The 12,692-nt window shown below is 71.1% G+C and carries 9 protein-coding genes, 1 tRNA gene and 1 pseudogene; 6 read left to right on the top strand and 5 right to left on the bottom strand.

Annotated features, from left to right (window positions below):
* Positions 1–45: 45 nt before the first annotated feature.
* Positions 46–4,314 (bottom strand): WD40 repeat domain-containing protein, encoded by a 4,269-nt coding sequence (locus ACZ52C_RS30000; protein ID WP_469077684.1) that lies wholly within the window; start codon positions 4,312–4,314, stop codon positions 46–48.
* 732 nt (positions 4,315–5,046) lie between these two features.
* On the opposite strand from ACZ52C_RS30000, the gene ACZ52C_RS30005 reads away from it, so the two are divergent.
* The 5 genes from ACZ52C_RS30005 (at position 5,047) to ACZ52C_RS30025 (ending at position 9,281) form a co-directional block, all read left to right on the top strand.
* Positions 5,047–5,502 carry a Secondary metabolite protein gene (locus ACZ52C_RS30005; protein ID WP_469077685.1) on the top strand — a complete coding sequence of 152 codons (456 nt, stop codon included), beginning with the start codon at positions 5,047–5,049 and terminating at the stop codon, positions 5,500–5,502.
* 390 nt (positions 5,503–5,892) lie between these two features.
* Entirely contained in the window at positions 5,893–6,381 is a 489-nt protein-coding gene (locus tag ACZ52C_RS30010; protein ID WP_469077686.1) for a regulator component, read from the top strand.
* Positions 6,378–7,628, top strand: a complete 1,251-nt coding sequence (locus ACZ52C_RS30015) for an MAB_1171c family putative transporter (protein ID WP_469077687.1) — start codon at positions 6,378–6,380, stop codon at positions 7,626–7,628. The genes ACZ52C_RS30010 and ACZ52C_RS30015 overlap by 4 nt, the downstream gene beginning before the upstream one ends.
* A complete protein-coding gene (locus ACZ52C_RS30020; RefSeq protein ID WP_469077688.1) occupies positions 7,625–8,815 on the top strand; it encodes a cytochrome P450 family protein in 1,191 nt (396 codons plus the stop codon). The genes ACZ52C_RS30015 and ACZ52C_RS30020 overlap by 4 nt, the downstream gene beginning before the upstream one ends.
* Before the next feature lie 55 nt (positions 8,816–8,870).
* Complete coding sequence (locus ACZ52C_RS30025; RefSeq protein ID WP_469077689.1) at positions 8,871–9,281, top strand: hypothetical protein; 411 nt, start codon at positions 8,871–8,873, stop codon at positions 9,279–9,281.
* A gap of 53 nt (positions 9,282–9,334) precedes the next feature.
* Here ACZ52C_RS30025 and ACZ52C_RS30030 read toward each other — a convergent pair whose 3' ends face one another.
* Positions 9,335–9,841: a hypothetical protein gene (locus ACZ52C_RS30030; protein WP_469077690.1), complete on the bottom strand. Its 507-nt coding sequence runs from the start codon at positions 9,839–9,841 to the stop codon at positions 9,335–9,337.
* A 438-nt stretch (positions 9,842–10,279) separates the two neighbouring features.
* On the opposite strand from ACZ52C_RS30030, the pseudogene ACZ52C_RS30035 reads away from it, so the two are divergent.
* Positions 10,280–10,435: pseudogene (locus tag ACZ52C_RS30035) on the top strand (site-specific integrase); the annotation flags it as partial.
* A gap of 115 nt (positions 10,436–10,550) precedes the next feature.
* Here the strand turns inward: ACZ52C_RS30035 and ACZ52C_RS30040 are convergent.
* From ACZ52C_RS30040 to ACZ52C_RS30050, 3 genes are all read right to left on the bottom strand, one after another.
* Positions 10,551–10,624 (bottom strand) — tRNA-Pro (locus tag ACZ52C_RS30040).
* Between the two features lie 29 nt (positions 10,625–10,653).
* Positions 10,654–11,487: a Pr6Pr family membrane protein gene (locus tag ACZ52C_RS30045; RefSeq protein ID WP_469077691.1), complete on the bottom strand. Its 834-nt coding sequence runs from the start codon at positions 11,485–11,487 to the stop codon at positions 10,654–10,656.
* Between the two features lie 169 nt (positions 11,488–11,656).
* Positions 11,657–12,586 carry a metallophosphoesterase gene (locus ACZ52C_RS30050; protein ID WP_469077692.1) on the bottom strand — a complete coding sequence of 310 codons (930 nt, stop codon included), beginning with the start codon at positions 12,584–12,586 and terminating at the stop codon, positions 11,657–11,659.
* Positions 12,587–12,692 lie beyond the last annotated feature (106 nt).

The raw sequence follows: 12,692 nt of genomic DNA on the forward strand, positions 1-12,692 counted from the left end.
GGAACGGATCGGGTGGCGGTCGCGAACGCGCTGCTCAGCGGCCTGTCAGCCTCCCTCGCACGGCGGCTCGTACGACAGCCGAGGCAAGTACTCGTCCCACTTCTCCCGCGTGAGCACCCCGCGCGTCGACGAGCAGATGTGCCGTACGGCGTCGTCGACGTCGAGATTCCACAGCCGTACGGTGTCGGCGCCGCTGGACACCCCGAGCACATCGCTGACCGGGCTGAACGACAGGAACTGGCCGGTCTTGGCGTTGGGGCTCATCGCCTGGCCGATGGGGGAGGCCTCGGCGGGACGGGAGACGTCCCAGAGGTGGACGGTGCTGTCGTTGCCGCCGCTGGCCAGGGTCCGTCCGTCCGGGCTGAAGGTCAGTGAGACGACCGCCTCGGTGTGGCCGACGAGCGGGGCGCCCAGGCGGGTCGCCTCGCTCGGGTCGGAGACGTCCCAGAGCCGGACGGTGTCGTCGCCACCGCCGCTGGCCAGCGTCTCGCCGTCCGGGCTGTAGACGAGGTCGCTGACCGCGCCGCGGTGGGCGGTGAGGGGCCCGTCGAGCCGCGCGGACCGGGCCGGGTCCGCCACGTCCCACAGCCGGATCGTGCCGTCCGCGCTGCCGCTGGCGAGCGTCCGGCCGTCCGGGCTGAAGACCAAGGCCAGGATGTAGCCCTTGTGCCCGGTGAGGGGCTTGCCGAGCGGGACGACGCGGGAGGGGTCACTGACGTCCCACAACCGCACGTCGTGGTCGCCGTAGGAGGTGGCCAGGACCCGCCCGTCGGGGCTGTACGCCTGCGCGTCCGTGTACCGGATCCGCAGCGGCAGCGGCGACCCCCGCAGCACCGGGCGGGCCGGGTCGGCGACGTCCCACAGATACAGCGCCCGGTTGCCGGCCACGATCGACAGGGTGCGGCCGTCGGGGGAGAACGACAGGGAGCGGTTGCCGCTGTCCTTGAGCGTGAACGCCTTGCCCAGCAGTACGGGACGGCCGGGCTCGGCCACGTTCCACAGCCGGATCCGGCCGTCGCGCCCGGCGGTGGCCAGCACCCGCCCGTCCGGCCGGAACGCGCCGTTCCGGCCGACCATGTCCGAGGTCGGCACCGACCACAGCCGGACCTTGCTGTCACCGCTGCCGGTGGCGAGGGTCCGGCCGTCCGGGCTGAACCCCAGCGCGAACATCTCCCCGCTCGCCCCGGCCAGCGGCTCGCCGACCTGCGACGGGTACGCCGGGTCCGCGACGTTCCACAGGCTCGCCGTGCTGTCCGCGCTGGCGGCGGCGAGCGTGCTGCCGTCCGGGCTGAAGGCCACGGACCAGATGGGGCCGGTGTGCCCGGTGAGCGGCGCGCCCAGCGCACGCGCCCGGCGCGGCTCGGCCACGTCCCAGAGCCGGACGGTGTTGTCCGAGCTGCCGCTGGCCAGCGTCCGCCCGTCGGGACCGAAGGCCAGCGAGTGCACCAGACTCGTATGGCCCTTGAGCACGGGGCCCACCGCGCGGGGCGCCCGCGGATCGGCCACGTCCCACAGCCGGATCGTGTTGTCGTCGCCGCCGGTCGCCAGCGTCTTCCCGTCCGGACCGAACGCGACGGCGCGCACGGGAGCGCTGTGCCCGGTGAGGGGCGCGCCGAGCTCCGTCGCGTGCGCCGGGTCGCTCACGTCCCACAGTCGTACGGTGCGGTCCTCGCCCACGGACGCCAGCGTCTTCCCGTCCGGGCTGAAGGCGATGAGGAAGATCGTGCCGTCGTGCCCGGTCAGCGGTGCGCCCAGCGCGCGCGGCGCACGCGGATCGCGCACGTCCCACATACGGATCGTGCCGTCGTCGCCGGCGCTGGCGAGCGTACGGCCGTCCGGCGCGAAGACCGCGCTGCTCACCCAGCTGGTGTGCCCGGTGAGGGGCTTGCCGAGGGCCTTGGGCCGGGACGGGTCCGCCACGTCCCACAGCCGTACGGAACGGTCGTAGCTGGCGGTGGCCAGGTACTTCCCGTCGGGGCTGAAGGAGGTGAGATAGACGGCGCCGCCGTGGCCGAGGACCGGGGTGGCCAGGGGCGCGTTGACGATCGAGACGAGCCGGTTGCCGGTGCCCTCGTCGTCGGGCCGCAGCCCGTGCGCCACCAGGTCGAGCTGGGCCGACAGCGACGGATCCGAGTACTGGACCCGGTCGGCCTGGGCGACCACCTGCTCGAACACCGCGTCGTTGCGCTGCTGCCAGGCGACCACCGCCGAGCCGACGGCCACCAGGGCGAACGCCACCAGCGCCGCCACGGCACTCCGCCGGATCCGGACGGTACGGCGGCGCAGCCGGACGGAGGCGGCCAGGAACTCCACGGCGCTCCGGGTCAGGAAGACGCCGGTGGTGTCCGCGGGGTCGCCGGGGTCGCCGGTGCCGGTCTTTCCATCCGCGCCGCCCTTGCCGCGGGCAGCCTTGGTGGCTGCCTTGCCCTCGGCGGCTCTGGTGCCCCGGATGCCTCGGTTGCCCCCGTCGCCCCCGGCACCCCCGGTGGACTTGGCCCACGTGTGCGCCTGTTCGAGCCGCGAACCCCGGTAGAGCAGCGAGGAATCGCGCCCGGAGTCCTCCCAGGCGCGGCCGTCCTCCTCCAGCCGCTGCCGCAGCAGATGGTCGTTGCGGCCCTCGTCGATCCACCCCCGCAGGCGCGGCCAGGCGTGCAGCAGTGCCTCATGGGTGATCTCCACGGTCTCCGCGTCCAGCGTCAGCAGCCGGGCGCGGGCCATCGCCTCCAGCGACTCCTCGGTCTTCGCCGGGTCCGCGGAGCCGTCCGCGAGCTGCCGCCGGGTGCCTCGGCGCCGGGTGGCCTGGGTGTCCTCGCCCAGCCGGACCAGCCGCAGCAACAGCAGCCGCGCCGCGGAACGCGCCGCCGGGTCCAGCCCCGACCAGGCCCGCTCGGCGGTGGCGGCCACCGCGCCCTGGATACCGCCGGCCGCCCGATAGCCGGCCAGCGTCAGCCGGCCCGCCTTGCGCCGCTGCCATGTCACGAGGAGGGCGTGCGAGAGCAACGGCAGTACGCCCGCGTCGTGCGCCCCGCGTGGCCCGTCCGCGCTCACCTCGCGCACGATCAGCTCCGCCAGCCCGGGTTCCAGCTCCAGCCCGACGGCCTTGGCCGGGCCGGTCACCGCCTCGCGCAGCTCGGCCGTGGTCAGCGGCCCCAGCACCATGTGCCGGTGCTGCAGGGCGTCCGCCAGTTCCGGATGGCCGAGGCACTGCTCGTAGAAGTCGGCCCGCACGCCCAGCACCACGACCATGGGCGCGGCCTCGCCCTCCGCGCCGGGCGTGCACGCCGCACTGAGCAACTGCACGAACGTCCGCCGGTCAGCCTCGTCGGAGGAGAGCGTGAAGGCCTCTTCGAACTGGTCGACGATGAGGACGGGGCGGAGGGGGGTGCGGGTGGGGAGGGGGCCAGGGGAGAGGGCGGGGCCGTTGCCGTTGCCGTTGCCGTTGCCGTTGCCGTCCCGGGACCCGGACCCCGACCCGCGCCGTCGTGCCCACGCCGCGACGGCCTCTCGTACCGCCTCGGCGAACATCGGAGTACCGGGCTCGTAGGTCGCGGAGACGACCTGCGCCAGCTCCGGTATGTGACGGGTCAGCTCGCCGACCGGATCGGCACCCGGCACGAACTGGAGCACCTCGCCGCCCCGGCGCCCACCGGCGGGGCCCGCGCTGCCGGCGTCCAGGGCGCCGTCGCGGAGAGCGGGGACGACCCCGGCGTTGAGGAGGGAGGACTTCCCGGCGCCCGAGGCGCCCACGAGCATGACCAGACCGCCGGTGCGCCCCGCCGCGCGCAACAGCTCGACGAGCGCGTCCGTGCTCCGCTCGCGCCCGAAGAACCAGCGGGCGTCCTGCTGCCGGTACGAGGCCAGTCCCCGGTAGGGGCAGACGCCACCGGGAAGGGGCGAGCCCTCGCCGTGAACCTGCTCGTCCAGGACGGCGCCGGACGGGGCCGCCGCGGTGCCGGACGCGGAGTCCCCCGGGCGCTCCCCGGCGGGGTCGGCCAGGGCGCGCTCCCACAGCTTCTGCCACTGGGCCATCTCGTACAGCCCCTTGGTCACAGGAACGGGCCGCGCACGCCGGGCCTCGGGGATCAGTACCTGAAGGACGGAGGCGAGGGCGGCGAACTGCGCGGGCACGTTCCGGGCCCGCCGCCAGTCACTGATCCGCTGGGCCGAGACCCGCACGGGACGCCCGCGCTCGTCGACCCGCTGGAGCCGGACGACCGACTCGGAGACGCTCTTGAGGGGAGGATTGCCCGCTTCCTTGTACAGCAGCGCGAGACGTTCCGCGAATGCCGTGCGTGCCTCTGAGTCGTGACTCAAGGCATCTACCCCTTACCTTCCCCCGCTACGTGTACATCCGGACCGGAAAACTCACCTTGCTGGTCTGACCTGCGGATATTCCGTCACCGGAGACCGGAGCCCTCCTCTCCCGCCAGCCCCGAATGGCAGGATCTGGCCCAAGCCGCACACGCCGGTGCACGGCCCGCAGAGGCCACCGGCGTAGCGCCCGCAAATCCGATCCATCATGCCGCACGCATCCGGCCACCCTCAGCGACGCCCCCCAGCCACCACCTCCTCGATCCGCGTCCCCAAGCGTGGATCGACACCCCCGCGCCGTCCGGCACCGGTCCCCACGAGGGGAGGGACCGGTGCCGGACGAAGCGGTCGTATGGCGCCGTCGCGGAATCGGGCACATCCCAGCGGAAATCGGAAAAGGCCAAGCCTGGACGGGTCACCCCCAGCTTGGACGGGCCTCAGAGCGCAAAAAGGTCGAAGCGGCCCATGACCCGAAGCTGGCTCCGAGGTGGCCGGGCCCACCCCCGCGGAACCCGGCCACCTGGCCACCCGGGCACCTGGCCGGGAGGTCTCTCAAGGCCCGCGCCGCAGACAGCCGATCGGGCCCATGGAACACTCTGGTGTGAGCGATCCCTCGTAGAACGTACACCGTAGTTGTGGTCGATCGTCAACTAAAGTTGATCAAAAGCCACCGCGGTCCGCGCTCGCACGCACCAGAGTGGACACAGCGGCGATCAGGACAAGGACGTACCGGACGTGACAGACGACGAGCCACGCACCTTCGCGCAGTTGCTGGACCACCTCTTCCAGGAGGTCCACCCCGCGGGTCGCGGCCCCTACACGTACGCCGAGGTCGCCGAGGGGATCCGAGAGGCTTCGGGGGGCGAGGGCAAGGGGCTCACCGCGAGCGCGATCCAGCAACTGCGCACTGGTGCCAAGAAGAACCCCACGAGGCACACCATCAAGGCCTTGGCCGACTTCTTCGGCGTTCCCGCCGGATACTTCGTCGACGAGCAGGCCGCCCAGCGCACCCGAGCGGAGATCGCCGTCCTGGCCGCCATGCGAGACCAGAACGTCCGCACCGTGGCCCTCCGCGCCAACGGCCTGAGCGCGGAAACCCTCCAGATGGTGACAGCGGTGATCGAACAGGCCCGCATCCTGGAGGGTCTCCCGGGCGAAACCCCGTCGAACAACCTCGACCTGGACAATTAAGGCCGCCCGCCCCCGTCGGCGTTCACCAGTCACGCGTCACCGGCGACCGCCAGCCGGCGACCGCCAGCCGGCGACCGCCGACTGGCGAAGCCACCGACGGCCGACCACCGACCGCTGAGCCAGCCACCGACCACCGACCACCAACCGATGAACGGTGAACGGGGAACAGCGACCGGTGAACGTCGAAATCGCGAGATCCGGCCATTCAGCCACAGCTCCCCGATTCCCTTGGACGCGCCCACGTGTTCGCCTAAGCTTTCGAGCGATTCGGTGCCGGGGACCCCGGATCGCACTCCGGCCTTACGGGGTCACGCCGTCAGCGGCCAGACCCGAGCAACGTCAGGACCGGACATGGACCTTGAGCGGTTACGCCGTGCATGCGAAGAACGCGTGGACGCGCTCCGCCTCCCGCACCGCTTCAACACAAGAGACCTCTGTGACGCCGTGGCGGAGCAACGCGGCCGTCCGATCATCCTCCGCCCCCTGAGCACCCTCGGCGCGATCGACGCCCCCTGCGGGATCCGCCTGGAGACACCCGACGCGGACCTCCTCTTCTACGAGGAGGGAACCTCCGCCCTGCACCAGAACCACATCCTCGCGCACGAGGTCAGCCACATCATCTGCGACCACCCCGGCACGCTGGAACTGGACGCCGACGCCTGCCACGCCCTCGGCTTCAACCCCACCCTCGTCCAGCGCATGAACGGACGGACGAGCTACTCCACGGACGACGAGCGCGAGGCCGAGACGATGGCCACCGTCATCCGGCAGCACATCTACCGCGGACGCGAGTTGCCTCCCCGCGAGCCCGAGAAGGGCGCCGAACGCTGGGAGGCCCTGTTCGCCGAACCCACCAGGAAGGGCCGTCGCCGCCGATGATCGACCTCTTGTTCGCAGGCGTGGCCCTCGTGCTGCTGCTCGCCGCCGGCTACTGGCTCCGCGGCCGGGGCGGCCACCGGCCGACCGGCACCTGGCCCATGGCGGCACTCCTCGTCTCCTTCGCCTGCGCCTTCGGCTCGTACGTCTCCGTCGTGGAGAACGCGGTCGAAAGCGTCGTCCCCGACGGCGGACGACTGCTGAGCAACTCGTTCACGCTGGCCGCCGCGACCTCCGTCCTGGCGTTCATGCTGCAACTCGACCTGGAACCCGAAGAGGCCCGGCGGAGCATCCGACGGCGCGTGCTGTTCCTCGGTATCTCCGTCACCGGCATGACGGTGCTGTTCACCGCCAGCCAGGTGAACGACGACTCGCCCCAGCTGTACGCGCTCTACGTGCTGATCTACATCACGTACCTCAGCGTCACCGCGAAGGACTTCGGCAAGCAGACCTGGAAACAGGCCGGCCAGTCACGCCGCAGGAGCCAGCGCGCGGGACTGCGCATCACCGCCGTCGGCTGCGCCTTCGCGCTGCTGTACGCCGCGTACAAGGTCTTCGGCCTGATCTCCATCGGGCTGGAGCTGAACCTCCTGCCGCACGGCGTCCGGTGCTCGACTCCCGTCAGCCCCGTCCGCTGCGTGTTCAGCGTGACGGCGCCGGCGCTCGCGGTACTCCTCATCACCCTGGGCCTCACCCTCCCGGCGGTCGCCTGGCCGTTCAGCCAGTTCCTGCGCCGCCGCTGGGAGTCGAGGTCGTTCGCCGCGCTGGCCGTCCTGTGGAAGGACATCACCGACACGACCCCCGAAGTCGTCCTGGCCTCGACGGGTTCGCGGCACAGGGACGACTCCGACTTCCACCTCCACCGCCGGGTGATCGAGATCAACGACGGCGTACTGGCCCTCCGCCCCCACCGCTCGCCCCGCGCCCAGCAGAGCGCCGAACGAGCGGTCGCCGCACGCGGCTTGACGGGAACCCCGGAAGGGGACGCGATCGTGGAGGCAGCCGTCCTGCGCGCGGCGATCCACACGAAGAAGGCGGGAACCGAAACAGGAACCGCAAGCAAACCGGAATCCGAACCCACCCCACCGCCCCCCAAACACCCCTCCCGACCGGGCAACCTCAGAGCCGAAACACAATGGCTGCTCCTGGTGGCCAGGGCGTACACCCGAACCGCCCCCGCAACCACCCAGGACGACGGGTCGCCCACCCCCGAACCCTTGACACCGTCCGGAACGGACCCCCGAACGTGACCAACCCGCCGCACGACCCGCTGCAGGACCCCAGCTTCTTCACCGACCCCTACCCGACCTACGCCCGCCTGCGGGAAACCGCACCGGTGAGCAAGGTGGCCACCGGCTCAGGAGGCCGCCACAGCTACGTGGTCACGGGCTACGCCGAGGCCCGCAAGGCGTTCACGGACCCCCGGCTCTCGAAGGACACGGCAAGGTTCTTCGCGGGCCGCCCGTCGCAGCGCGATCTCCATCCGGCCGTCTCCCGGAACATGCTCGCCACCGACCCACCGGAGCACGCCCGGCTACGGGCGCTGGTGGCGAAGGCGTTCACCACGGGGGCGGTGGCGAGGCTGCGCCCTTACATCTCCGGCGTGGTCGACGAGTTGCTCGACGCCTGGCCGGACCACGGCACGGTGGACCTCGTCGCCGACCTGGCGGTCCCGCTGCCCGTCACGATCATCTGCGAGCTGCTGGGGGTCCCCGAGCCCGACCGCGCATCCGTACGGACGTGGTCGAGCGACCTGTTCGCAGCCGGAGACCCCCAGCGGATCGACGCCGCCTCCCACGCCATCGGCGACTACATGACGGCCCTGGTCGCCACCAAGCGCGCCGCACCCGGCAACAGCCTGCTCGACGACCTCATCGCCGTACGCGACGGCCAGGACCGCCTGTCGGAGGAAGAACTCGTCTCGCTCGCCGTACTCCTGCTGGTGGCCGGCCACGAGACCACGACCAACTTCATCGGCAACGCGGCCCTGGCCCTCCTACGGCACCCGGAGTCGCTCGCGCGACTGAGGGCCGAGCCGCAGCTCATCGGCGACGCGCTGGACGAGTTGCTGCGCTTCGACTCGCCCGTCGGGATCGCCACGTTCCGCTACACCACCGAGGCGCTCACCCTGGGCGGCACCGAGATCCCCGCAGGCGCCCCGGTCCTCATCGCACCCGGCGCCGCCAACCGCGACCCCGACCGTTTCCCCGATCCCGACCGCCTCGATCTCACCCGCGCCGCCACCGGCCACCTCGCGTTCGGCCACGGCATCCACCGATGCCTGGGAGCCCCCTTGGCCCGAGCCGAAGCCGAACTGGCCCTCCACGCCATCATCACCCGCCACCCCCAGGCCAGCCTGGCGACCCCCACCGCCCCCCTCCCCTGGCGCCACACCCGCCTGACCCGAGGCCTGAGCCACCTCCCTCTCACCCTCTGACAACGCACCCCAACCCTCGGAACCGCGGACGAAGCAACGGCAGTCATGTCATGTCGTGCACACAGCAGACCAGAGATCCGCCTCCTGCCTGCCCTGGGCGGGCTCCGCATTGCTCGGAGCCACGATGGGCGCCGCCGCCTGGTCCCTGACCGTCTGGGCGCGCGCGTACTGCGACGCGGGTTACGACGCAGGCGGCCGCTTCGAACTCAACTTCCTGCTCCCCCTGACCCTGGCAGCCGAGGCGCTGGTCGCCCTGCTCGCACATGCCATCGCCCGCCGCCTGGCACTCCACGCGCCGAAAGCACTCCGCGCCACGCTGCCGCTGATCCTGGTGCTGCTCACCACAGCCGCGCTGGCCTGGTACCTCTTCGCCACCCGAGGCACCCTGGCCGACTACCCAGGCGACTCAGGCCTCTGCCCCCCAACCAACATCCCACCCCAATGGCCCACCTGGCTCCCCGCCTGACCAACACCCCCGGCTCTATTCATCTGCCTTGGGACGGTGGGCCTCTTGGACACTCAGTCGGTGCGGCTCTTCCCGGCTCGTGTGTCCGAAACGGACAGCAAAGCGTCCAGAGCCGCTCGGGCCCCGGCAATTCGGCGGCGCCACTCCTCGCCTCGCAGGGCCGCGGTGTCCCACTCGACCACCGGCTCGGCGCCGGTCGCGCAGTAACCGTAGACCTGGTGGGCCACCTGGTCGGTGAGGAGTTCGTCGTAGTGGAACGTCCCCTCGAAAGCTGCCCAGGCCACTGCCGGCGTGTCTGCGCAGACACGCCGAAGTACTGCTCGCGTGTATTCGCGTAGATCGAGTGAGACGTCATCGAAGTCGATGTCGTACGACACGCAACCGAGCCGCTCGATGGCTTCGGGTTGCCCCAGCAGAGGGAACGGCAGGAAGGCGTCAGGAACCATCCCTGCGACGTGAAAGGCATTCTTCGGCAAGGGGGTGTTGCCGGAGCCGATGACGAACACGTTCACCGAGATCGGACCTCGCCAGCACAGCAAGTCACGTATCTCATCCGCCATCGTCCTTCCTCCTCCCTCTGACCGCCTCCGCGATGTGCACCGCCGCCGTACCACGCCGGTCACCAGCGGCGTTGCCCGGCCTCGTAGCCATCATGACCAGCGCGCCCACTGCCGGCCACCGCTTTGGGAACGAGGGCTGGTGTCATGTGCAGCCCCGTAAATGACCTCCGCATCGCGAGGGGGGATTCCGTTGGCAGGTAATAGCATGTAAGGGGCGAAGGGGGATGATCTATGGCTGATCCATTCAACGTTCCCGTGTACGACGGGGAAGGCGGGGGCTGCCTTGCGGGGCTGGGCTGCCTAGCCGTACTGGGTGGGCTGTTCTTGCTGGGCGCCCTGCTTCTCAGCAGGTAGGTCGTCGGCGGAGCCTTAATGGCCGGTCCTGCCTCCGTGACGCTGCTGAGCAACGGGGCAACCCAACTCACCAAGCTGCCGAAAGTCAACGCCGACGAGCGGACGCCTCGGGAGCTCCGGCACCGCTTCGTGTCCCTGCTCTCCGACCAGGAGGTCTACCGCAAGCAGATCCGGCCCGTGATCCAGACTGGCGCTGTCGTCATGGACAGCATCTCCGGAGCCGCCCCGCAGCAGCCGTAGTCACTCAGCAGCACGCAAGAACAGCTCAAGAACAACAGTCACGCGGTGAGACACGCAGCAACGCCAGAGGGCCCTTACCGACTCGGTAAGGGCCCTCTGACCTGCTACTTAGCTGTCGGGGTGGCGGGATTTGAACCCACGACCTCTTCGTCCCGAACGAAGCGCGCTGCCAAGCTGCGCTACACCCCGATTGTCGCTGCTTGTCGCGGCGACGTCGTTTACTTTAGCCCACCGGTGGCCGGAGACGAAATCCGGTTTTCGGGGTGGCGGTCCGGGCGGTCGGGGCGCCCCCGGCGAGGGTGTACCGGGTCGGGGCGGAGGTGGTCGATGACGACGAGGAGGAGGGCGACGGCGCAGAAGGCGAGGCCCAGGAGGAGGGCGTTGCCGAGGACCGCCCTGTAGCCGTGGCGGTCGACGTCCAGGAACGGGTAGAGGTACGGGGCCGGCCAGTCCGTGGTCACCAGGGCGGCGCGGCCGAGCGTGGACGCCAGGTACACCAGCGGGTAGAGCAGCCAGGCCGCCGCCTGGATCAGGCGGGGTGGGGACGGGCGCGTCAGCAGCAGCCAGTCCGCCACCACCGCCAGGGGGATCACCGTGTGGAAGGCGAGATTGGTCAGGGCGAGCCAGCCGGTGGGGGCGACCGGGGCACCCGCCGGCGTCATCGTCATGGAGAAGGTCGCCGGGTCGTCCGTGAGGAGCAGGTGATACACCGACGCCGTGATCACGGCGTAGAGGACCGTGCCGCCGGTCACGGCGGACGGCAGGGGGCGGCGGGCCGACCAGGCGCGGCGGGCCGAGACGGCGAAGACCAGTGCCACGAGGGCCGTGCTCTGGACCGAGAAGTGGCTGAACGCGCGCAGCGGGCTGCCCAGCACCATCTCGGTCACCACGGCCGCTGCCGCAGCCAGCGCGACCAGGGCGCGGTACGTCCCCGCGAGGGGGCGTCGGGTCGGTGTCACCACCGCCGCCGCGGGCACGACGGACGTCACCGGAGCGGGGATGCCCGAGATCGCGGGCAGGTCGGGGATGTCCCTGGGTATCGGTGCGGTCATGCGCTCACGCTAAGCCGACCGGACGAAACGGGCTATCCAGGATGATCCGTACGGGTGGGTGGGTGGGTGGGTGGGTGGATGGGGGTTCATGTGTGTGTGGGCGGAGGATTTCTGCGCGTCAGAACACCGCCCAGGGGGCCCGCCGCGGGGCGGGCGCAGGCCCCCGGGTCTATCCCTCCCGTGCCACCAACGTCAGTAGCGAAGCCTCCGGTGGGCACGCGAAGCGCACCGGGGTGTAGCGGTTCGTGCCGCAGCCGGCGGAGACGTGCATGTAGGCGGTGTGGCCGTCGGCCGTGTGGGTGGAGAGGCCCTTGACGCGGTCCGTGTCGAGATCGCAGTTGGTGACGAGGGCGCCGTAGAAGGGGATGCAGAGCTGTCCGCCGTGGGTGTGCCCGGCGAGGATGAGCGGGTATCCGTCGGCGGTGAAAGCGTCCAGGCTACGGAGGTAGGGGGCGTGGACGACGCCCAGGGAGAGGTCGGCGGAGTCCGACGGCCCCCCGGCCACCCGCGCGTACCGGTCCCGCTTGATGTGCGGGTCGTCCAGGCCGGTCAGCTCGACCGACATGCCCTCGATCTTCAGCGTGCCGCGGGTGTTGGTGAGGTTGAGCCAGCCCGCCCCGTCGAAGCCGTCCCGCAGGTCCTCCCACGGGTTGTGGACGGCGCCCACCACCGGCTTGTTGCCGTTCAGGCCGTGTCGGCCCTGGACCTTCTCCAGGAGGTAGCGCGCGGGGTTGCGCAGCTTCGGGCCGTAGTAGTCGTTGGAGCCGAAGACGTAGGCGCCGGGGAACTCCATCAGCGGGCCCAGTGCGTCCAGCACCTCGGGGACGCCCTCGGGGTCCGAGAGGTTGTCCCCGGTGTTGATCACGAAGTCGGGGCGCAGCCCGGCCAGGGACCGCAGCCAGCGCTGCTTCTTACGCTGCCCGCTCACCATGTGGATGTCGGACACCTGGAGTATGCGCAGCGGCCGCATGCCCGGCGGCAGCACCGGCACCGTCACCCGCCGCAGTCGGAAGGAGCGGGCCTCGAAACCCGCCGCGTACACCACACCGGCGGCACCGACCGCCGCGATCCCCAGAGGTACTCCGTATCGCGCTCGCATGTGTCCATCGTGTCAGACCCCGCGGAGCCCGAGCGCCCGCCTGTGGACAACTCTCGTCCACCACCGTCGATCGTCACCGATCGTCAACTCGCCCTGTGGACAACGC

Source organism: Streptomyces sp. NPDC034049, assembly GCF_055575575.1.

Bases quoted from the DNA above. Each gene is read 5' to 3' on its own strand.
- ACZ52C_RS30015 (WP_469077687.1), top strand. From the start codon at position 6,378: ATGATCGACCTCTTGTTCGCAGGCGTGGCCCTCGTGCTGCTGCTCGCC.
- ACZ52C_RS30030 (WP_469077690.1), bottom strand. From the start codon at position 9,841: ATGGCGGATGAGATACGTGACTTGCTGTGCTGGCGAGGTCCGATCTCG.
- ACZ52C_RS30045 (WP_469077691.1), bottom strand. From the start codon at position 11,487: ATGACCGCACCGATACCCAGGGACATCCCCGACCTGCCCGCGATCTCG.
- ACZ52C_RS30050 (WP_469077692.1), bottom strand. From the start codon at position 12,586: ATGCGAGCGCGATACGGAGTACCTCTGGGGATCGCGGCGGTCGGTGCC.